We start from the raw sequence: 20,138 nt of genomic DNA on the forward strand, positions 1-20,138 counted from the left end.
AGCGGCGGCGACGACGGCTCCGCCGCGGGTGGTGTGTTGAGCGGCTGGTGCCCGACGAGTTGTCGGAGCTGTGCCGGCGGGGTGTGCCGGGGGGGGGGCGCCGTCGCGCGGCCGGAAGGTGGCGGCCGGCGACGGCACGGCGACCGGGAAGAGCCGGCGGGCCCCGGTTCAGCCGCCGGATTCGCCTGCGTGCGGGCTCAGCACACCCATGCTGACCAGCGCAATCACCACCACGCCGAGCGCGATGCGGTACCAGACGAACGGCATGAAGCTCTTGGTGGAGATGAACTTCATGAACCAGGCGATGACCACGTATCCGGTCGCGAAGGCGATGACGGTCGCGAAAAGTGTCGGTCCCCAGGAGACGTGGTCGCTCTCCATCGCGTCCTTCAGCTCGAACACGCCCGAGGCGAGCACCGCCGGGATCGCGAGGAGGAACGAGTACCGGGCGGCCGCCTCGCGCCGGTAACCCATGAAGAGGCCGCCGCTGATGGTCGCGCCGGAGCGGGAGACCCCGGGAATCAGGGCCGCCGCCTGGCACAGGCCGTAGATCAGGCCGTCCCGCACGCCCAGGTCCTTCAGCTCCTTGCGCTGCTGCGGCGCACGGTGCCGGCCGCCCTTCTCGTCGCGGGCCGCCATCCGGTCGGCGATGCCGATGATCACGCCGACGACGATCAGCATCGTCGCGGTGATCCGCAGGTCGCGGAAGGGGCCCTCGATCTGGTCCTTCAGCGTCAGGCCGAGCACGCCGATCGGGATCGAGCCGACGATCACCAGCCAGCCCATGCGCGCGTCGGGGTCGTGACGCATCGACTTGTCGGTGAGCGAGCGCGTCCACGCCGCGATGATCCGCCCGATGTCCTTGCGGAAGTAGATGAGCACCGCGGCCTCGGTGCCGATCTGCGTGATCGCGGTGAAGGCCGCGCCCGGGTCGTGCCAGCCGGAGAACGCCGCGGTCAGCCGCAGGTGAGCGCTGGAGGACACGGGGAGGAACTCGGTCAGCCCCTGGACGAGTCCGAGGACGAGGGATTCAAACCAAGACATGAAGTTGCGTCAGTCCAAGTGGCGATCGAGAAACGGTCGGCGGACACGCCGAACCTTCGTGTGCGGTGACCGGGACCTGGCGCGCCGAGGGGCAGCGTAGCGCCCCAAAATGAACCCCGGCCGACGGGGGGTGAGCAGCGCGCGGACGGTGCGTCCCGCCACGGGCGCGCGTCCCGCCGGACGACGGCGTCGGCGCCCCGTCAGGTCCCGCGCAGCCGGTGCCGCTTGCGCCAGGCCACCACCGCCCCGGCGAGGCCCGGCAGGGCGATGCAGGCCAGCGCGATCAGAAAAGCCGGGGAGGTGGGCGTCGAGGCGCGGGCGCCGGCGACGACGTAGGCGGCGGTGTTGGGGATCGAACCGAGGCCCGTCGCCAGCAGGAAGGGCATGAGGCCCATGCGCGAGACGGCCGCGCAGTAGTTGGACGCCGCGAAGGGCACTCCCGGGAACAGCCGCATCGCCAGCATGGTCCGGAAACCGTGCCGGCTCAGCTGCCCGTCCGCGGCCTTCAGCCACTTGCCCCGCAGCAGCGGACGCAACGCCTCCTGGCCGAGGACCCGGCCGAGGCAGAAGGCGATCCCGGAGCCGAGAACCGTCCCCGCCAGCGCGGAGGCCAGGCCCAGCTGCGAGCCGAACAGAGCACCGGCCGCCAGGTTGAGCAGCGGACGCGGCACGAAGGCGACCGTGCACAACCCGTACGCCACCGCGTAGGCGAGGGCCGCGGCGGCACCCCCGAGCTGCGGCGGCCAGCCGTTGGTCAGCAACTGCTGCGGCTGGAACAGCACCACCGTCGTCGCGGCCGAGGCCAGCAGGGCGACGAGGAGGGAGAGCCGCGACCACGGGGACAGCAGCACTCTGGTCACACGGGCGAGACCGGTCGGCGAGACCGGTCCTGCGGTGGTGGCGACGGCGAGTTCCGTGGCGGCGGTCCGGGGAGTGACCGTGGCGGTGCCCCCAGAGCGGGTGGTGGCATCGAGCATCCGGTGACACTAACCGACAAATGTGTGTGATCGCCGTATGCTGCGTCTCATGAGCGTCACAGCCCGGCCGGTTCCGGACGCGCCGCACAGCGCTCTCGCCGACACGGTACTCGAGCGGCTCACCGCCGAGTACCCCACCGCGGCCGACCCCGAGCGGGCGGTCGGGCAGCGGGCGTACATGAAGGACGTGGCTCCGTTCCTGGGCATGACCTCGCCCGTTCGCCGCTCCCTGTCCCGCACCGTCCTGGCGGGCCTGCCCCGCCCGGACGAGCCGGACTGCGCGGCGGTCGCGCTGCGCTGCTGGCGCCTGCCCGAGCGCGAGTACCACTACTTCGCCGTCGACTACCTGCGCCGGCATGTGACGCGCTGCTCGTCCGGTTTCCTGCCCGTGGTCCGCCACCTGCTCACCACGGTGCCCTGGTGGGACACCGTCGACCTGCTCGCCGCGCACGTCGTCGGGGGCCTCGTCGCCGCCGACCGGGACCTCACGGCCGTCATGGACGCCTGGATCGGGGACGAGGACCTCTGGCTGGTCCGCACGGCCCTCCTCCACCAGCTGCGCTACAAGGAACGCACCGACACCGACCGCCTCTTCGGCTACTGCGCGCGGCAGTCCGGCCACGGCGACTTCTTCGTCCGCAAGGCCGTCGGCTGGTGCCTGCGCGAGTACGCCAAGACCGACCCGGACGCCGTGCGCGCCTTCGTGGCCGAGCACCGGACCCGGCTGGCACCCCTGTCCGTGCGGGAGGCACTGCGGACCGTCGGACCGTAGCCCCGCGGTCGGAGGTCTCGAACTCCCGTTCCTTCAAAAACCATTCGACGTGGGACGAGGCGTCGGCGATGATCGGCGTCATGTTCCGGTACGCCTTCCACCTCGCAGCATCCGCGGTCGCGGATGCCCCGAAGGCTGCCGTCGCCCACTTCACCGCCGCAGTCGACGGCGCCCGAAGCTGACCCTCCCCGGATCGTCCGGCGGACCCCGCAGGGGGAGGGTCGGCCGGCCCCAGGGGTCCCCACCACCGCCACGAGGCTTCGAGGTACCGCCATGTCCAAGACGGCGTACGTCCGCACCAAACCGCATCTGAACATCGGCACGATGGGCCATGTCGACCACGGCAAGACCACCCTGACCGCCGCCATCACCAAGGTCCTCGCCGAGCGCGGGGCCGGCACGTTCGTGCCGTTCGACCGCATCGACCGCGCCCCGGAGGAGGCGGCGCGCGGCATCACCATCAACATCGCGCACGTCGAGTACGAGACCGACACCCGGCACTACGCCCACGTCGACATGCCCGGCCACGCCGACTACGTCAAGAACATGGTCACCGGCGCCGCCCAGCTCGACGGGGCCATCCTCGTCGTCTCCGCGCTGGACGGGATCATGCCGCAGACCGCCGAACACGTGCTGCTCGCCCGGCAGGTGGGCGTCGACCACGTCGTGGTCGCGCTCAACAAGGCCGACGCGGGTGACGAGGAGCTGACCGACCTGGTGGAACTGGAGGTACGGGAACTGCTCACCGCGCACGGCTACGGCGGCGACGCCGTGCCCGTCGTACGGGTCTCGGGGCTGAAGGCGCTGGAGGGCGACCCGCGGTGGACGGCGTCCGTCGAGGCGCTGCTCGACGCCGTGGACACCTACGTGCCCATGCCCGAGCGGTACCTGGACGCGCCGTTCCTGCTGCCGGTGGAGAACGTGCTCACCATCACCGGCCGCGGCACCGTCGTCACTGGCGCCGTCGAGCGCGGCACCGTGCGCGTCGGGGACCGGGTCGAGGTGCTCGGGGCGTCCGTGGAGACGGTCGTCACCGGCCTGGAGACCTTCGGCAAGCCGATGGAGGAGGCCCAGGCCGGGGACAACGTGGCGCTGCTGCTGCGCGGAGTCGCCCGCGACACGGTGCGCCGGGGGCACGTGGTCGCCGCACCCGGCAGCGTCGTGCCCGCGCGGCGCTTCACCGCTCAGGTGTACGTGCTGTCGGCGCGCGAGGGCGGCCGCTCGACGCCGCTGACCACCGGCTACCGGCCGCAGTTCTACATCCGGACCGCGGACGTGGTCGGCGACGTGGACCTCGGCGAGGCGGCCGTCGCCCGGCCCGGGGACACCGTCACCATGACGGTCGAACTGGGGCGGGACGTGCCGCTGGAGACGGGGCTCGGCTTCGCGATCCGCGAGGGCGGCCGGACCGTGGGGGCGGGCACCGTGACCGAGGTGGGGGTGACCGCGGTGGCGTGAGCGCCCCGCAGGACACCGGCACAATGGGCGGGTGAACGAAGCCATACCCGTCAGCCGGGTCACCGACCACGGCACCGCCAAGCTCATGCCCGACGTCGACCGGGAACGGGCCTGGCTGCTCACCGTGGACGGGGCGCCGCAGTCGTACGTCGACCTGGACGAGCCGGCGCACCTGGAGTTCGAGTACACGCGGCGGCTCGGCCACGTCCTGGACACGGTCGCCGAGCCGGGGCGCGCGCTGGACGTCCTGCACCTGGGCGGTGGCGCGTTCACCCTGCCCCGGTACGTGGCCGCGACCCGCCCCGGCTCGCGGCAGGACGTGGTGGAGGCCGACCGGGGGCTGCTGGACCTGGTCGCCGAGCACCTGCCCCTGCCACCGGGCGCGGGCATCGCCCCCCACGGGGCCGACGCCCGCGCCTGGCTGGAAGCCGCCCCCGCGGACTCGGCCGACGTACTCGTCGCCGACGTCTTCGGGGGCTCACGCGTGCCCGCGCACCTGACCTCGGTCGGCTACGTGCGTGAGGCGGCCCGGGTGCTGCGCGCCGACGGCGTGTACGTGGCCAACCTGGCCGACGGGGCGCCGTTCGGCTTCCTGCGCGGCCAGCTGGCGGGATTCGCCCTGTACTTCGAGGAGCTGGCGCTGATCGCCGAACCGGGCGTGCTGCGCGGGCGCCGCTTCGGCAACGCGGTGCTCGTCGCCGCGCACCGCCCGCTGGACACCGCGGCGCTGGCCCGGCGCACCGCCGCCGACGCCTTCCCGGCCAGGGTCGAGCACGGGCCCGCCCTGCGGGAGTTCACCGGCGACGCCCGTCCGGTGCGCGACGAGGAGGCCGTACCCTCGCCCGAGCCGCCCGCCGGGGCGTTCGGCATCGGCTGAGCGAGGCCACCGGGCCCGCCGGGCCTACGACTCGGTCGGCGGTTCCTCGGTGAGGCGCACGGTGCTGAGGATCTTCTGGACCGTCGCCTCCGGGACCTCGTCCTTGACGCCCTTGGCGCCGTACAGGTTCCAGGTGACGAAGTCGCCGGCGCCGTTCTTGAACGCGAAGGTGATCGCCTTGCCCTCGCTGTCGCACTTGCCCTTCTGGGGCGTGCCCTCGGAGTGCGCGGTGATGACGCTGCCCTTGATGCCGGACGCGGTCGTGTACGCCTTCGGCTTGCCGTACTTCACGCTCTTCTTGTCGGGCTGCGTGTAACCGCCGTAGATCCACCACGGCACGCGCGTCTCGGCCGCCTGGTCGGTGTCCTTGGCGCCGCTCTCACCACGGGTGCCGGCGGTGGCGAGCGCGGTGCTCTCCTTGCGGCCGTCCTTGTTCTCGTCGGTCGTGCACCACTCGGACTTGAGGTAGGCCGGGGCGGTCACGCTGGTGCGGTCGGTCTTGCCGTCCTCTTCCCACTCGAAGCCGACGCTGGTGTCGGTGCTCTCGATCTCCCAGTCCGCGGGCACGTCGAACATGGTGCCGAAGCGCGGGTTGGCGACGACCTTCCACCCGTCGATGGTGGCCTTCGCCCCCTCGCCGCCGCGCGGATTGTCGTCGGAGCCGGACGTGCTCGGGTCGGCGGTGGGGGACTCGGACTTCTCCACGGTCGGGCTCGCGGACGTCTGCGTCTCCTTGCCGTCGTCCGCCTGGTCGTCCTTGTCACCGCCCAGCACCAGGAACCCGGTGACGCCGGCGGCCACCACCACGGCGAGGGACGCGATGATCGCGACGAGCTTCGTCCGGTTGCCGCCTCCGCCACCGCCGCCCGGCCCCGGCTCCACGACGGTGGCCGGCTGCGGCGTGCTCCACTGCTGCTGCCCGTACGCACCGGGCTGCTGCTGGTAGCCGGGCTGCTGATAGGGATTCGGCTGCTGATACCCCGGCTGCTGGTACGGATTGTTCTGGTTCTGCGGGTTCTGCTCGCCCCCGGGCGGCTGCTGTCCTGGCCACATGAGCAGTCACCCTAATGCCGCCGAGGACACGATTCGGTCACCGGCCCTTGTCAGGGACGTACCGAAACCCGGGGCGGCCTAGGACTCCGACGGCGTGTACTCCCTGACGGTGGCCAGAATCTTGCGCACGGTGGCGTCGGGCACCTCGTCGGCGACACCCGCCGCCCCGAAGAACGACCACGAGACCAAGGAGCCGTCGGCCGACTTGAAGGCGAAGGTGGTCGCCTTGCCGTTCACGTCGCACTTGCCCTTCTTCGCCACCCCGGACGACCGGGAGGTGGCGAGGCTGCCCTTGATGCCGGAGGCGGTGGTGAAGGACGTCACCGGTCCCGTGGCGACCTTGTCGTGGTCCGGCTGGGTGAAGCCGCCGTAGACCCAGGCCGCGGAGTCGTTCCGGGCGATCTCCTCGGTGCTCCGCGCGCCGTTGTTGCCACGGGTGCCCGCACTGGCCAGGGGCGTGTAGTCCACCGAGCCGTCCCGGTCGCCGTCCGACCCGCACCACTTCTCCTTCAGGACGGCGGGGGCCTTCATCCCGACCAGGGGCTTCTCCTTGGGGTCGTCGTCCTCGGCGACGTAGGTGACCCAGTCGCGCGACTGCGGCACCCAGGAGGCCGGTACGTCGAAGGCGAGGCCGTGATCGGGGTTGGCCACGACCGTCCAGCCCTCGACGGTGGTCTTCGGCGCGCCGTCACCGCCGCGCGGGTCGTCGGCGGCGGACGCGGACGGGGAAGAGGCCGACGCGGAGGAGGCGGTCGGGCCGGGCCGGGCCTCGTCGTCCCCACCGCCGCCCAGGAGCACGGTCCCGGTCACGGCGGCGGCGACCACCACGACCGCGGCGGCGACGATCGCCACCACCTTCGTACGGCCGTTGCCGGGCCCTCGCCCATCCGGTCCGCCGGACGTGACGGTGGGGGCGTCCCAGGGGGCGGGGCCGGCCTGCCGCTGTCCCGCGTACGGCGACGGCTGCTGGTAGCCGGGCCGCAGGTACGGGTTGGGCTGTCGCGGATCCGGTCCGCCGGTCGGTGACTGCTCTCCTGGCCGCATGGGCACTCAGCATACGGCGATCTTCACGGGTGCCTGGCCCTGGTTGCTACTGGCGGGTAACCTGCCGTCATGAGCGCAGATCAGATGTCGATCGGCGAGTTGCTCGCCGCCACGGTGCCGATGGTCCGGACCCTGAACCTGGAGTACCTGGAGACCACACCGGAGAAGGCCGTCCTCGCCCTCCCGGACCAGAGCGAGTACCGCAACCACGTCGGCGGGCCGCACGCCGGAGCCATGTTCACGCTGGGCGAGTCGGCCAGCGGCGCGATCGTGCTCGCCGCCTTCGGCGACCAGCTCTCCCGGGCGGTGCCGCTGCCGGTGACCGCGGAGATCGCCTTCAAGAAGATCGCCCTCGGCCCGGTGACCGCCACCGCGACCCTCGGCCGTCCGGCCGCGGAAGTCGTCGCCGAACTGGACGCCGGCAACCGCCCCGAATTCCCGGTGAGCGTCGCCATCCGGCGCGAGGACGGTGCCGTCACCGGTGAGATGACCGTCATATGGACCCTGCGCCCCAACAGCTGACCCCCGCCGACCCGGTACGCTTCCCGGTGCGCCTCGTTCGAGGCGCACCGGGAACTGCTCCGAAGCGGAGGGTGGGGCGTTGCACGTCCAGGAATGGCTCGACACGGTGCCCGCGGCGGCCGTCTACGCCGTCGTCGCGCTCGTCATCGGTCTGGAGAGCCTGGGCATCCCGTTGCCCGGCGAGATCATCCTGGTGTCGGCGGCCCTGCTGTCGTCGCAGCACGGCGGAATCGACCCGCTGGTCCTCGGCGTCTGCGCCAGCGCGGGGGCGGTGATCGGGGACTCCGTCGGATACGCCATCGGCCGCAAGGGCGGCCGGCCGCTGCTGGCCTGGCTGGGCGGGAAGTTCCCCAAGCACTTCAGCGAGGGGCACATCGCCACCGCCGAGCGTTCCTTCCAGAAGTGGGGCATGTGGGCCGTGTTCTTCGGCCGCTTCGTCGCCCTGCTGCGGATCTTCGCGGGCCCGCTGGCCGGTGTGCTGCGGATGCCGTACTGGAAGTTCCTGATCGCCAACCTGCTGGGCGGCATCGTCTGGGCGGGCGGCACCACCGCCGTCATCTACTACGTCGGCGTCGTCGCGGAGGACTGGCTCAAGCGCTTCTCCTGGCTGGGCCTGGTGGTGGCCGTCGCCATCGGCGTCGCCTCGATGCTGATCGTCAAGCGCAGGGCGGGCAGGGCCCGGCCGGAGCCCGAGCCGGTCACCGCCGGGGAGTGAAACGCGCCCCGACGGGGGCACGGACCGTGCCGGTGTGCGGCTTCGCCGCGTGGGCGCGAGCAGCCACGACGAAGCCGCAGACGGCCGATTACAGAGCCTCACCCACCGCATCCCGGTGCTGCCCGGCCAGCGCCGCGTACATCGTGCCGTTCAGCGTGACCCCCTGACGCTCCTCCTCCGTCAGTTCCCGCTTCACCTTCGCCGGCACCCCGGCGACCAGCGACCCCGGCGGCACCCGCATCCCCTGCGGGACCAGGGCCTGGGCGGCGACCAGTGAACCGGCGCCGATCACCGCACCGTTGAGGACCGTGGCGCCCATGCCGATCAGGCAGTCGTCCTCGACGGTGGCGCCGTGCACCACGGCGTTGTGCCCGATGGAGACGCGCTCGCCGACGGCGACCGGGAAACCGGGGTCGGCGTGGAGCGTGCAGTTGTCCTGGACGTTGCTGCTCGCGCCCACGGAGATCCGCTCGACGTCGCCGCGCAGCACGGCGCCGTACCAGACACTGGCCCCGGCGTGCAGCGTCACGTCCCCGACGACCGAGGCCGTCGGCGCCACGAAGGCCTCGGCGTCCACCTTCGGGTCCTTGCCACCGATGCCCGTGATCAGCGCCTTCTGCGTCATTTTCGCCTCCTGCTCGGGTGATGTACGGCACCGTACGCCACCCGGTGGGGTGAAGATCACAGCCCTCCCGCGGCATGGCCGCAGGGCACGCGGACTACCGTGGGCGGGTGCCGAAGCGCAAGAACACGTTCTCGTCCTGGCGGAGCCGCCTCGCGCAGCGGGCCGTCCACGCGGGCTGGGCCTGGGTGCAGCGCACCGGCTCCGTCACCGCGGCGCACCCCGGGCGCTTCCGCTTCGGCGCGCTGGGCACGGGCACCCGGCTCGCCTTCCCGCTCGGCACGGTCTTCGGCGAGCCCTGGATCCACGTCGGCGCCCACTGCATCATCGGCGAGCAGGTCACGCTGACCGCCGGACTCATGCCCGACCTCGACCTCGGTCCGGAGCCGATCCTGCGCATCGGCGACGGAGTCGTCCTCGGCCGCGGCAGCCACGTCATCGCGGACACCACCGTCACCATCGGCAGCGACTGCTACTTCGGCCCGTACGTCTACGTCACCTCCACCAACCACTCCTACGACGACCCGCACCAGCCCATCGGCAAGCAGTGGCCGCGGATGGACCCGGTGGAGATCGGCCCCGGCTGCTGGATCGGCACCGGCGCGGTGATCCTGCCGGGCGCCCGGATCGGACGGAACGTGGTCGTGGCCGCCGGTGCCGTGGTCCGGGGCACGGTCCCCGACCACGCCGTGGTGGCCGGCGCCCCCGCCCGCGTCGTACGGCGCTGGACCCCCGCCGAGGGCTGGCAACCGCCGCTCAGGACCCCGGCACCGGTGCCGATCCCCGACGGGATCACGCCGGGACAGCTGCGGGAGCTGTCCAAGCTGGACGACGAGGCGGTGGCCCGGCTCGCCGAGCTGGACGGTTCGGGGGACGTGGGCGGCAGGCTCGCCGAACCGGCCGCGGAGAGCTGAGCGGGAGGCGGGGGCGCACGGCGCCGTCACAGCGGCTCGCAGTACAGTTCGTGGATCTTCGGGTGCGGCGGACCAGCATGCGGTGAGGCGCACCCCGTGAGGCACAGTGATGCTCAAGTCCCTGGACGGAACGTGGCGGACCTCGACCTGCTGACCCAGTCCCTCGCGCGCAACGTCAAACGCTGGCGCACCGAGCGCGGCTTCACCCTGGAGGCGCTGGCGGCGCGTGCCGGGGTCAGCCGCGGCATGCTCATCCAGATCGAGCAGGCCCGCACCAACCCCAGTCTCGGCACCGTCGTGAAGATCGGCGACGCGCTGGGCGTCAGCATCACCACCCTGCTGGACTACGAGCAGGGTCCCGCGGTCCGCGTCGTCCCCGCCGAGCAGGCCGTACGCCTCTGGCACACCGACGCCGGCAGCTTCAGCCGGCTCCTCGCCGGAGCGGAGGCACCCGGCCCGCTGGAGATGTGGGAGTGGCGGCTGATGCCGGGCGAGAGCAGTCTCTCCGACCCGCACCCCACCGGCACGGTCGAGTTGGTGCACGTGACCACGGGGGAACTGACGCTCACCGTCGACGGAGCGGCCCACCGCGTCCCGACGGGCGCGAGCGCATCCTTCCCGTCCGACACCCCGCACACGTACGGCAACGAGGGCGACGCGCCGATGGAGATGATCATGGCGGTCTCGGTGCCGCCCGTCCGCTGAGACGGCCGTTCACGGTGGCGCCCGACGTTGTTAGCGTGCGGCCATGCACGCACCCATCGGGAACTTCGACAGCGCCACCCCCGCCCCGGAATGCCTCGACGAGCTGACCCGCCCGGTCGCCGACGCCGTACGCCACTGGAGCGGAACCGTCCCCGCCGACCAGATCCTGTACGTCGACACCGAACCGGAATGGGCCGACACCGCCACCTTCGTCGAGCACTACGGCCGTGAGCTGCTCGAACAGTCCGCCAACTGCGTCGTGGTCACCGGCAAGCGCGGTGGCGGAACGACGCTGGCCGCCTGCGTCGTGCTCTCGACCACCCGCGTCGACGTCAACGGCGTCGTACGCCGTCACCTCGGGGCGCGCAAGGCCTCCTTCGCCCCGATGGACACCGCCACCGGCGAGACCGGCATGGAGTACGGCGGCATCACGCCGGTCGGCCTGCCCGGCGACTGGCCCGTGCTGGTGGACTCGGCCGTCGCCGACCTGCCGTACGTCCTGGTCGGCAGCGGACGCCGGCGCGGCAAGCTGCTGGTGCCGGGCAAGGCCTTCGCGGAGCTGCCCGGCGCGGAGGTCCTGGAGGGGCTCGGCGTCGCCTGACCGTCACGCGGAGGCGTGGTGGGCGATCGCCAGATGCGGATCCGCCTCGCCCGGGGACGGCGCCGGGTCGGCGTGGACCAGGGCGGCGGTGAGCCGCGGTACGGCGTGCAGCAGGGCGTGCTCGGCCGCCACGGCGATGCGGTGCGCCTCGCGCACGGTCGCCTCGCCGTCCACCACCAGCGCGACCTCCGCGCGCAGCCGGTGCCCGATCCAGCGCAGCCGCAGCTCGCCCACCCCGCGCACGCCCGGGATCTCACCCAGGACCCGCTCGGCCCGGTCCACCAGCGCCGGGTCGACGGCGTCCATCAGCCGCCGGAACACCTCGCGCGCCGCGTCCCGCAGCACCAGGACGATCGCGGCCGTGATCGCCAACCCCACGACCGGGTCGGCGAATTGCCAGCCGAGCGCCGCGCCCCCGGCGCCCAGCAGCACGGCCAGCGAGGTGTAGCCGTCGGTGCGGGCGTGCAGCCCGTCGGCGACCAGCGCGGCGGAGCCGATCTCCCGGCCCACGCGGATCCGGTGGCGGGCCACCCACTCGTTGCCGGCGAAGCCGACGAGGGCGGCCACGGCGACCGCCGGAACGTGCGTGACCGGGCGCGGGTCGAGCAGCCGGTCCAGGGCCGTCCACGCCGCGAGGACCGCGGACGCGGTGATCGTCAGGACGATCACGACGCCGGCCAGGTCCTCCGCCCGCCCGTAGCCGTATGTGAAGCGCCGGGTGGCCGCGCGCCGGCCCAGGAGGAAGGCGACGCCCAGGGGCACGGCGGTCAGCGCGTCCGCGGTGTTGTGCACCGTGTCGCCGAGCAGCGCCACCGACCCGGAGAGCACCACGACGGCCGCCTGCGCGAGCGCCGTCGCGCCCAGGACCGCCAGCGACACCCACAGCGCGCGCAGTCCGCGCGCCGAGGACTCCAGGGCGGGGTCCAGCTTGTCGGCGCTCTCGTGCGCGTGGGGGGTGAGCAGGTGCGCGAGCCGGTGCCTGAGGCGGCGCCACCGGCCGGAACGCTCGTCGTGGTGGCGATGCCGGTGCGGGTCGCTCATGGGTGCCCCTTCCGGTGTTTCGGTCATTCCGGCGTCCCGGTGACCGGCGGTGCGGTGCCGGTGCGACGGGTGGACGTGCGTGGTCCACGCCGTCATTATGTGCGTATGAGCGCACGCATGCACCTGTCACCTGCGGACGATGCGCACCCGCACACCCCGGGCGAGGAGCAGTTCGCCCTCGCGGCGGAGGTTCTCGCCCTGCTCGGCGACCGCACCCGGCTGACCCTGTTGCACGCCCTGGCCGGCGGCGAGGCCGACGTCACCACCCTCACCGAGGTGTGCGGGGCGGCCCGGCCCGCGGTGAGCCAGCATCTGGCCCGGCTGCGGCTCGCGGGGCTGGTCGGCACCCGCAAGGAGGGACGCCGGGTCGTGTACTCACTGCGCGACGGGCACCTGCGCCGCCTGGTCGACGAGGCGCTCAACGTGGCCGACCACCGGCTCGGCGACCGGCCGCTCCACGACTGAGCGGGTGTGGGGGAGGGAACCGGGTGCGGGCAGGCGATCCGTTACCGCAGGGCGGGCAGTTCGATCGCCGGGCAGCGGTCCATCACCATCTCCAGGCCCGCGGCCCGGGTCCGCTCGTACGCCGCCTCGTCGACCACGCCGAGCTGGAACCAGACCGCCTTGGCGCCCTTGGCGACCGCCTCGTCGGCAACCGGGCCGGCCAGGTCGCTGTTGACGAAGACGTCGACGACGTCCACGTCGAACGGGATGTCCGCGAGCGAGGCGTACCCCTGCTCGCCGTGCACCGGCTCCGCCTTGGGGTGTACCGGCACCACGCGCTTGCCGAAGCGCCGCAGCACCTCGGCCACGCCGTACGCGGCACGCTGCCGGTTGTTCGACAGGCCCACCACGGCCCAGGTGTCGCCCGACTCGGTGAGGATCTTGCGAACGGTTGCCTCGTCGCCGTACACCGGCGGCCTCCTCGTGCTCTCGGGGCGGCCCGCGGGTCGCGCCACCCGATCGCCACAACGGACGGCGGGGTGCCTCGATTCCCGCCGCGGCGGGAGCGACCACCCGAGCGCGCCCCTGTGCGCCGTCGAGCCGCCCCGCCTACGCTCGCCTCGTGCTGCGCATCATCGACGCCCGGACCGGAGAACCCGCTCCCGCCGCCCCGACCCGACGGGCGCCGACCCGCGTCGAGGCGCACGCGCCGGGGCGGGACGCCACCGCCCTGCGCGTCATGCTCGTCGCGGACCTTCTGGCGCGCGCCCTGGAACTCGACGGCACCCCGGTGTGGGCCGTGCTCACCGGCGCGCAGGAGGGGGAGCGGCTGCGGAAGGACGCCGCCGCCCTCGGCATCCGGCCCTTCGAGGACGGCGACACCGCCGGCCACGGACCGGGCACCGGGCAGACCGTCCGCGTCGTGGGCGAGAGCGGGGCCGGGCGCGCCCCGGACGTGGTCACGGTCGCCGTCGGCCCCGCGCACCCGGCCGAGCCCGGCCTCGCCGAGCCCGACGCCGTGCGCCTCGCCCTGCTGGAACGGCGCCATCACGCGCGCGCTGAACTCGACGCGCCCGCGCTCGACGAGGCCCGGGACACCCTCGCCCGGTGGCGCCGGGCGGTCGCCGACTGGGCCCGGCGCCCCTCGCGACCGGTTCCGGGCGAGGTGCGCGACCGGCTGCGGGCCGCCTGGGAGGACGACCTGGACGCCCCCGGAGTGCTGCGGGTGCTGCGTCAGGTGGAGACCGACCCGGACCTCCCGGACGGAGCCCGGTTCGAGATCTGCGCGTACGCCGACCGGTTCCTCGGCCTCCATCTCACCCGTGACGTCGGCACCTCGTACTGACCGTGCGCCCCGCCCGCCGGGACGACCGGGGAGAGGGCCCGCCACGGCGAGCGCATAGGCTGGCCGGATGCAGGACGAGTACCGAACGGTCGCCCGCGCGGGTGTGCACGAAACCGAGATCAACCGCTCGCGCTTCCTGTGCTCCCTCGCCCCGGCGGCCACCGAACAGGACGCCCAGGCGTTCATCGCGGGCGTGCGCAAGGAGCACGCGGACGCCACCCACAACTGCTGGGCATACGTCATCGGCGCCGACGCCGCCGTCCAGAAGGCGAGCGACGACGGCGAGCCGGGCGGCACCGCCGGCGTCCCGATGCTCCAGATGCTGCTGCGCCGCGACATGCGGTACGTCGTCGCCGTCGTCACCCGTTACTACGGCGGCGTCAAACTCGGCGCGGGCGGCCTCATCCGCGCCTACGGCGGTGCGGTCGGCGAAGCCCTGGACGACCTCGGCACCCTCACCCGCCGCCGGTTCCGTCTGGCGACGGTCACCGTCGACCACCAGCGGGCCGGCAAGCTCCAGAACGACCTGCGCACCGCGGGCCGCGCAATACACGACGTACGGTACGGCGAGGCCGTCACCATCGAGGTCGGCCTGCCGGAGGCCGACGTGGAGGCCTTCCGCTCCTGGCTCGCGGACGCCACCGCGGGATCGGCCGGGTTCGAACTGGGCGGAGAGGCGTACGGAGACGCCTAGACACGCCCGAGGCGGCGGCGCCGCACCCCGCCTGCCACGGCGTGGGACGCCGGGGCGAGCCGCACAGTTCCCGTCTCGCCCCGTCCGGCGCACTCCGCCCGCCGAAGTGCTCGCCGAGGCCCGGGTCAGCGGGTGTGGTCGGCGGGATCGAGGGGCGGGAGCCAGCGCCGGGGACTGCGCTCGGTGCGCAGGAGGGTGCCCACGCGGACCGTCTCCCGGACCACGTCGGGCCAGGGGCTGGTGTCGGCGATCGCCAGCAGATGCGCCCCCGGGTCGTCGGGGCGCTTGCGGATACCGGCCCGGATCAGCACGCGCAGGATCTCCTTGGGGCCCTCCCAGGACCCCGCGAGGAGTTCCTCCCACTGACGGGGCGTGGCGCGTTCGGCCAGCCGGGACAGCGGGCGGTACCAGCGCTGGGCCAGCGACATCGCCTTTCCCCTGGGCAGACCGCGCAGCGTGCCGCAGGCCGCCCCGACCAGGTCGACGGCGTCCTCGGGCGACACGTCGGCGAGCCGCTCGACGAGCCACCCGAGCACCTTGACCTCGTCCACCTCGGTGGCCCTCGCCAGGTGCGCCCGCGCGCTCGCACACGCCGTGGCGACACGCCCGGGCGTGTCCAGGGGGTGGTGCCGGCACACCAGGCCGGTGAGGCAGCGGCGGGCCACCGACAGCGTGTCCTCGTGCCGGCCTGCTCCGCCCCGCCCGTCCGTGGCGGCGGGGCGGACGAAGTCGCGCAGGACGACTTCCAGCCGCCGCCAGTCAGCCGTGTCCAGTGATCCGCTGGGACTGTGCTCGATGACGGTCGCGACCAGGAACAGCGCCGCCCTGACGTGATGCGGATGGCCACCCCGGGCGAGGATCTCACCGAGACGCGCCGCGGCCGGGGAAGGCAGGACACCCCGGACGACGAGTTTGGCCCGCAGATGGAGGGAACTCTTGGCGTTCGCCGAGCCGTAGTCGCCGGTCCAGGTGAGATCGCACAGCCGCTCCAGGGTGTCCGCGTGCCGGAGCAGCGCGGCGGTCAGCCGCCGGTCCCCGTCCGCCCCGGCGCGCCGCAGGGCCTCGTTCAGCCAGCCGGGGTCGAGCCGCGGGTCGAGGGTGCCTCCCGCGAGCAACTCGTCGAGCAGTTCGGGGTGCTCGGGAACCAGCCGCTGCAGATTGATCCCGATCTTCTGGTCCTCCTGCGTCACCCCCTGATTCCGGGTGTGGCCCGTGACATGCCCCTTCGCCGCCCGGTCGGCGCGCCACAGCCGCAGGGCCCGCCGGGCGTCCGGGTGTCCGGCCGCGACGGCGGCCACCAGCAGGTGGACGGCGCTCTGTTCGGAGAGCCAGATCCGGCGGAGCCGCGCCTCGTCCCGTTCCTCGTCCCGCGGTTCGGCGCGGCCGTAGCCCGGACCGGTGTCGTCGTGCGGCCAGGCCTCGTCTACCAGCCGGGCCGTGGTGGCCACGTCGAGGCCGCGGCTCCACGTGTGCTCCGCCAGGGCGCGGGCGAAGTCGGCGGGGGCCGGATCCTCCAGTGCGCGAAGGCTGCGGGCCAGCCAGGTGCGGACCGTGCCGGTGGCCACGGGCTCGGCTCCGGGGGTCCGGCTCGACGGTGTGTCGCCCCCGATCGTGTCGGAGGTGCCCGGCGTGGCGGTGAGGAGGGGCAGCAGCAACTGATCGGTGAGCAGGGTCATCGCCGCGGGGCCCGCGCTGCGCGCCACGGTGTCGAGCAGGTGGCGTACCTCGTCCGACGACGCCCGGACCGCCATCTCGCCGACGGCCCGCACCTGCGGGTACGACATCGGCTCCTCCGGGTGCCGGACCGCCGCCGTCAGGACGGCCTCCAGGGAGGGCTGCTCCTCGCGGGCCGCCCAGGCGGCGGCCGTCAACCGGCCGAGCGCGACCTGGAGTTCGAAACCCTCCTTGTTGCGGGGGCGTTCCCGGCCCCAGCGGTGCCTGACGACCGGCCGGACGGCCGGGTAGGGGCGCTCCGGCCAGTCCTGCCGCCGTGCCGCGAGCCGCAGACAGCGGGCCATCGGGACCAGGTCGCTGTGCGGATCCGTCATCAGCGTGCGCAGCCGGGGCCACACCCAGTCGGGCCGCTTGGGCGCCAACGCCTCCAGCACGGCGAGGAACTTGAAGACCTCGGACTTCTCCCGGGTCAGCAACCAGGCCCACAGGCACTGACGGGGCGCACACTCGGTGCCGCGGCAGCCGCCCTCGCGCCCCGAGGACGGGCAGGCCCTGTCGATGACGTCGATCACGCTCTCGGGCAGAGACTCCGCCAGCCAGCTCAGGGCGACGATCAGAGGTTGTCTCAGTTCCTCGTGTCCGCCCCGCCAGATGCCGAGCAGGTCCTCGACGATCCGGGCCTGGTCCTGATGGCAGACCGTCGGCAGCGCCTCCAGGTAGACCCGCCCGAGGATCGGAGGCAGCGCGGCCACGGCGGGACCGAAGTGTCGGCGCAGGCCGGGGTCGGGTGCGGGCAGCCGTGCGTAGACGCGCATCTGCATGGCCCGCAGGCCGTGCAGTTCGGGCGGCCCCTGACCGGTCTCGGCGAGGAGGCCGGTCAGCAGGGCGGTGCCCGCCTCGGCCGCCCGGCCGCCGGCCCGACCGGCCTGGACGAGTGCCTGCTCGGCGACGGCCAGGCGGAACTGGTCGTCCGGGTGCTCCTTGAGCCAGTCGAGCAGCAGTCCCAGATGGGACGGCCTGCCGGGCGAGGCCGTCCGGGCGAGCCGGCGGCCGGCGGCGTACTCGAACAGGGTCTGGTGGAAGTAGGAGTACCGCTCGGTGGCGTTCACGCCCTGGCGTTCGACCACCCCGCGGGCCACGAGCCCCTGGAGGCCGTCGACCAGGCCGGGGCTCCGGGAGCCGCCCGGACGATGCGCATCCACCTCCTTGGCCGTCAGGTCCAGCCGGCCCTCCTCGAGCATCAGCCGGGCCACCTCCTCACCGGCGTCGGAAAGGTCGGGTGGCGGCGTCGCGCCGGACGGGGCGGCGTCTCCCGCCCGCCGGTCCCGGCCGACACGGTGCTCCCAGTAGAGGTCGTAGAGCGTGGTGGCGTCGATCTCCTCCACCAGCGGCACCTTGGGCGCGAACGTCTCGAACAGCATGCGCAGGGTGAGCGGGGCCCGGCACACCTCCCGCATCGGCAGGCCCCGCACCGCCGCGTGGGAGACCGTACGGCAGACTTCGTCCACGGAGACCTCGGCCAGGCCCTCGTAGAAGTAGCGGGCGTGGGAGCGGATGGCCGCCTCCTGCTCGCGCGGGCCGTACGGGCCGAGCATCTTCCCTTCGAGGGCGAAGTCGCCGACGTACGGCCGCAGGGCGCGGGCCTCCTCCTTGCGGCACGTCATCAGGACGGGTACGGAGTGCTCGGCGGCGACGGTGAGCAGTTCGTGCAGCAGGACGAGCCCCGACGTGTCGGAGACCAGCAGGTCGGCGGTGTCGAGCAGGAAGACCGCAGGGCCCGGCAGAGCGCCGCATGCCGCGCGTACGGTCTCCAGGGTGAGTCCGGCGCCGGGCGAGGCGTTCCACAGGTCGCCGGAACGCAGGAAGTACGGCCTCGGTCCGCCGGGATCCCGGGACAGTTCGCCGTGCAGCCTCCACAACAGGGTGGTCTTGCCGGTGCCGGGTTCACCGGTCACACACACCGAACGGCCCTCGCCCAGCAGCCCCAGCAACGACCGCTCCAGATCCCTGGGAACGGCCAGCGCGGCCAGGTCCAAGGGCTGAGCCCCAGGGCCGGAAGCGCCCTGATGCCCGGCGGCGACGACGGCGGTACGGCTGTAGGTCTCGAGACGGAGGAGTGCGGTGGGCGGGGCCGTGGGGGAGGCGGGCGCGGTGGGGCGAGCCCCGGGCCGCGCTGCCGCCGTGGGGTGCGGGCCGGGCCGCGGGGGCCGTTCGGGTCGAGGTTCGCGTACGGCGGGGCCGGCCGGAGGCGGCGCCTCGACCGGGAGCCCGGCGGGGCTCGGGCCTTCCTCGTGCCGCCCGAGCAGTTCACCGCCGGCGTGGGCAGCGAGCCGGAAGTACCACCAGCGTCCGGCGTCCCCCAGGTTGGCGTACGTGCTGAAGCGCAGTCCCGTGGCGACGAGGGAGAGCAGGAACTGGGCGTTCCACAGGTCGTACATGCCACCCTCGGCGGCCTGCGCGCAGACTTCGCGCACCGCCCGCACCAGACGGCTCGTCGCGGGCGGGATCCGGTCGGAGAGGTCCTCGTGCGGGCGGACGAGATACCGGAGCAGGGTGTCGTCCCCCCTGGCCGCCTCCGCCGGAACCTCCGGGGCAAGGGCGGACAGGAGCAGCGTCGCGACGTCGCGGGAGAGCGGGGCGTCCTCCGCGAAGGTCGCCATGTCGATGAGCCGGAAGTCCTCGTACCGGGGGCGGCCTTCCCGGTGCGGCACCATGATGTTGTGCGGGTGGAGGTCGCCGTGGGCCCGTCCGCGCGCGAGGTGGAGGGCGGGGTCGGGCAGCCGGGGGTGGCCGGTGGCCAGGGCGAGGGGGTTCGGCAGGTCCCGGCCGTCGATCCGGAGGCGGGCCGTGTCCGGCTCCAGGCCCTCGATCCGTGCGCCGTACAGCAGCACCGAGCCACCGTTCGCGACGAGCGCGCCGAGTTCGCCGCGCAGGAGTGCCGAGAGGCTCGTCGGCGTGGTCTGCCGGACGTGGAGCCCGTCGTTCCAGCCGGTCAGCAGCCACCGGGTCACGAAGGCCGCGGCGTCCGGCAGTTCACGGCCGCTCAGGGACGCCAGCGTGCTCACGTCGTACAGGCTTTCGCCGGCCGGGGACTGGAACGTCAGCATGCGGCCGTCGCCCACCGGCCAGGTCCACCGCAGCGGGACGATGCGGTCCGGTGCCGTGAGCTGGGCGCGCGCGTGGGCGTGCCCCTCCCCGGCCTGGTCGGCGGTGGACACCTTGACCACCACGGCACCGGGGCGCGGCATGACCAGCACCGCCGTCAGCAGGGCCCCGCTGGCGCTCGCTCCGGACGGCCGCCAGGGCGGCACGAGCGGCCGGACGGTGCCGCCGTGCCCTCCGTGGCGGGCCCATTGGACCAGGGCGTCGGAGACCGCCTTCTCGTCGAACAGTGCTCCCAGGTCCCGCAGATCCTTCGATGCCTGCGGGTCTCCGAGGTCGTCCTCGTACTCCACCGGGTCTTCCCCCGTCCAGGGACCGCCTCCGCCCGTCGCCGCGCACCGCGTCGATCGGCCTCGCGGGTGTCCGGACGTGGGGTCCACGTGAGCAGACGCCGACGGTACCTCACCCCGCGGGACCGGCGGTACGGAAACCACGTGGTCTCGCCGGTCCGCCCCGCGGTGCCGAACCGGGCCC

19 protein-coding genes are annotated in these 20,138 nt (G+C 73.6%); 11 read left to right on the plus strand and 8 right to left on the minus strand.

The genetic code is table 11. From position 1 onward, the window contains the following. Positions 1 to 168: 168 nt before the first annotated feature. Together NI25_RS32710 and NI25_RS32715 are read right to left on the minus strand one after the other, a co-directional pair. Positions 169 to 1,044: an undecaprenyl-diphosphate phosphatase gene (locus tag NI25_RS32710; protein WP_061445907.1), complete on the minus strand. Its 876-nt coding sequence runs from the start codon at positions 1,042 to 1,044 to the stop codon at positions 169 to 171. A 200-nt stretch (positions 1,045 to 1,244) separates the two neighbouring features. Beyond that, complete coding sequence (locus NI25_RS32715) at positions 1,245 to 2,021, minus strand: TVP38/TMEM64 family protein (protein ID WP_061445908.1); 777 nt, start codon at positions 2,019 to 2,021, stop codon at positions 1,245 to 1,247. A gap of 49 nt (positions 2,022 to 2,070) precedes the next feature. On the opposite strand from NI25_RS32715, the gene NI25_RS32720 reads away from it, so the two are divergent. The 3 genes from NI25_RS32720 to NI25_RS32730 all read left to right on the plus strand — a co-directional run bounded on the left by NI25_RS32720 (position 2,071) and on the right by NI25_RS32730 (position 5,128). Then, the gene (locus NI25_RS32720) at positions 2,071 to 2,793 is read left to right on the plus strand and encodes a DNA alkylation repair protein (RefSeq protein ID WP_061447191.1); all 723 of its coding nucleotides are present in this window, start codon (positions 2,071 to 2,073) and stop codon (positions 2,791 to 2,793) included. Positions 2,794 to 3,066: 273 nt separating this feature from the next. Beyond that, complete coding sequence (gene tuf / locus NI25_RS32725; protein WP_061445909.1) at positions 3,067 to 4,251, plus strand: elongation factor Tu; 1,185 nt, start codon at positions 3,067 to 3,069, stop codon at positions 4,249 to 4,251. Positions 4,252 to 4,282: 31 nt separating this feature from the next. Beyond that, positions 4,283 to 5,128 (plus strand): spermidine synthase, encoded by an 846-nt coding sequence (locus NI25_RS32730; protein ID WP_061445910.1) that lies wholly within the window; start codon positions 4,283 to 4,285, stop codon positions 5,126 to 5,128. A gap of 24 nt (positions 5,129 to 5,152) precedes the next feature. On the opposite strand, the gene NI25_RS32735 is transcribed toward NI25_RS32730, so the two are convergent. Continuing rightward, entirely contained in the window at positions 5,153 to 6,181 is a 1,029-nt protein-coding gene (locus NI25_RS32735) for a hypothetical protein (RefSeq protein ID WP_061445911.1), read from the minus strand. Between the two features lie 78 nt (positions 6,182 to 6,259). Then, positions 6,260 to 7,225: a hypothetical protein gene (locus tag NI25_RS32740; RefSeq protein ID WP_061445912.1), complete on the minus strand. Its 966-nt coding sequence runs from the start codon at positions 7,223 to 7,225 to the stop codon at positions 6,260 to 6,262. Between the two features lie 84 nt (positions 7,226 to 7,309). Between NI25_RS32740 and NI25_RS32745 the strand changes: the two genes are divergently transcribed. Further along, the gene (locus NI25_RS32745; RefSeq protein ID WP_061445913.1) at positions 7,310 to 7,747 is read left to right on the plus strand and encodes a DUF4442 domain-containing protein; all 438 of its coding nucleotides are present in this window, start codon (positions 7,310 to 7,312) and stop codon (positions 7,745 to 7,747) included. 79 nt (positions 7,748 to 7,826) lie between these two features. Further along, on the plus strand, positions 7,827 to 8,462 hold the full coding sequence (locus tag NI25_RS32750) for a DedA family protein (RefSeq protein WP_061445914.1): 636 nt from the start codon (positions 7,827 to 7,829) through the stop codon (positions 8,460 to 8,462). 88 nt (positions 8,463 to 8,550) lie between these two features. On the opposite strand, the gene NI25_RS40575 is transcribed toward NI25_RS32750, so the two are convergent. Beyond that, a complete protein-coding gene (locus NI25_RS40575) occupies positions 8,551 to 9,087 on the minus strand; it encodes a gamma carbonic anhydrase family protein (RefSeq protein WP_061445915.1) in 537 nt (178 codons plus the stop codon). Positions 9,088 to 9,194: 107 nt separating this feature from the next. Between NI25_RS40575 and NI25_RS32760 the strand changes: the two genes are divergently transcribed. The 3 genes from NI25_RS32760 (at position 9,195) to NI25_RS32770 (ending at position 11,304) form a co-directional block, all read left to right on the plus strand. Next, on the plus strand, positions 9,195 to 9,998 hold the full coding sequence (locus NI25_RS32760; RefSeq protein ID WP_061445916.1) for an acyltransferase: 804 nt from the start codon (positions 9,195 to 9,197) through the stop codon (positions 9,996 to 9,998). A gap of 132 nt (positions 9,999 to 10,130) precedes the next feature. After that, on the plus strand, positions 10,131 to 10,703 hold the full coding sequence (locus NI25_RS32765) for a helix-turn-helix domain-containing protein (RefSeq protein WP_061445917.1): 573 nt from the start codon (positions 10,131 to 10,133) through the stop codon (positions 10,701 to 10,703). Positions 10,704 to 10,746: 43 nt separating this feature from the next. Continuing rightward, on the plus strand, positions 10,747 to 11,304 hold the full coding sequence (locus NI25_RS32770; RefSeq protein ID WP_061445918.1) for a YbaK/EbsC family protein: 558 nt from the start codon (positions 10,747 to 10,749) through the stop codon (positions 11,302 to 11,304). 3 nt (positions 11,305 to 11,307) lie between these two features. Here NI25_RS32770 and NI25_RS32775 read toward each other — a convergent pair whose 3' ends face one another. Further along, positions 11,308 to 12,345 carry a cation diffusion facilitator family transporter gene (locus NI25_RS32775; protein ID WP_061445919.1) on the minus strand — a complete coding sequence of 346 codons (1,038 nt, stop codon included), beginning with the start codon at positions 12,343 to 12,345 and terminating at the stop codon, positions 11,308 to 11,310. A 105-nt stretch (positions 12,346 to 12,450) separates the two neighbouring features. Between NI25_RS32775 and NI25_RS32780 the strand changes: the two genes are divergently transcribed. After that, on the plus strand, positions 12,451 to 12,810 hold the full coding sequence (locus NI25_RS32780) for an ArsR/SmtB family transcription factor (protein WP_061445920.1): 360 nt from the start codon (positions 12,451 to 12,453) through the stop codon (positions 12,808 to 12,810). A gap of 41 nt (positions 12,811 to 12,851) precedes the next feature. Here the strand turns inward: NI25_RS32780 and NI25_RS32785 are convergent, their stop codons facing one another. After that, entirely contained in the window at positions 12,852 to 13,259 is a 408-nt protein-coding gene (locus NI25_RS32785) for a CoA-binding protein (RefSeq protein WP_061445921.1), read from the minus strand. A 152-nt stretch (positions 13,260 to 13,411) separates the two neighbouring features. On the opposite strand from NI25_RS32785, the gene NI25_RS32790 reads away from it, so the two are divergent. Together NI25_RS32790 and NI25_RS32795 are read left to right on the plus strand one after the other, a co-directional pair. Further along, complete coding sequence (locus NI25_RS32790) at positions 13,412 to 14,134, plus strand: hypothetical protein (protein WP_061445922.1); 723 nt, start codon at positions 13,412 to 13,414, stop codon at positions 14,132 to 14,134. Positions 14,135 to 14,201: 67 nt separating this feature from the next. Further along, entirely contained in the window at positions 14,202 to 14,828 is a 627-nt protein-coding gene (locus NI25_RS32795; protein ID WP_061445923.1) for a YigZ family protein, read from the plus strand. Between the two features lie 125 nt (positions 14,829 to 14,953). Here NI25_RS32795 and NI25_RS39550 read toward each other — a convergent pair whose 3' ends face one another. After that, positions 14,954 to 19,957, minus strand: coding sequence for an ATP-binding protein (locus tag NI25_RS39550; protein WP_061445924.1), 5,004 nt, complete (start codon positions 19,955 to 19,957; stop codon positions 14,954 to 14,956). Between the last annotated feature and the right edge of the window lie 181 nt (positions 19,958 to 20,138).

The sequence above is a fragment of the Streptomyces sp. CCM_MD2014 genome, assembly GCF_000772045.1.
Classification (GTDB): Bacteria; Actinomycetota; Actinomycetes; order Streptomycetales; family Streptomycetaceae; genus Streptomyces; species Streptomyces salinarius.

Bases quoted from the DNA above. Each gene is read 5' to 3' on its own strand.
- NI25_RS32720 (WP_061447191.1), top strand. From the start codon at position 2,071: ATGAGCGTCACAGCCCGGCCGGTTCCGGACGCGCCGCACAGCGCTCTC.
- NI25_RS32735 (WP_061445911.1), bottom strand. From the start codon at position 6,181: ATGTGGCCAGGACAGCAGCCGCCCGGGGGCGAGCAGAACCCGCAGAAC.
- NI25_RS32770 (WP_061445918.1), top strand. From the start codon at position 10,747: ATGCACGCACCCATCGGGAACTTCGACAGCGCCACCCCCGCCCCGGAA.
- NI25_RS32740 (WP_061445912.1), bottom strand. From the start codon at position 7,225: ATGCGGCCAGGAGAGCAGTCACCGACCGGCGGACCGGATCCGCGACAG.
- NI25_RS32780 (WP_061445920.1), top strand. From the start codon at position 12,451: ATGAGCGCACGCATGCACCTGTCACCTGCGGACGATGCGCACCCGCAC.
- NI25_RS32745 (WP_061445913.1), top strand. From the start codon at position 7,310: ATGTCGATCGGCGAGTTGCTCGCCGCCACGGTGCCGATGGTCCGGACC.
- NI25_RS40575 (WP_061445915.1), bottom strand. From the start codon at position 9,087: ATGACGCAGAAGGCGCTGATCACGGGCATCGGTGGCAAGGACCCGAAG.
- NI25_RS32775 (WP_061445919.1), bottom strand. From the start codon at position 12,345: ATGAGCGACCCGCACCGGCATCGCCACCACGACGAGCGTTCCGGCCGG.
- NI25_RS32715 (WP_061445908.1), bottom strand. From the start codon at position 2,021: ATGCTCGATGCCACCACCCGCTCTGGGGGCACCGCCACGGTCACTCCC.
- tuf (WP_061445909.1), top strand. From the start codon at position 3,067: ATGTCCAAGACGGCGTACGTCCGCACCAAACCGCATCTGAACATCGGC.
- NI25_RS32795 (WP_061445923.1), top strand. From the start codon at position 14,202: ATGCAGGACGAGTACCGAACGGTCGCCCGCGCGGGTGTGCACGAAACC.
- NI25_RS32710 (WP_061445907.1), bottom strand. From the start codon at position 1,044: ATGTCTTGGTTTGAATCCCTCGTCCTCGGACTCGTCCAGGGGCTGACC.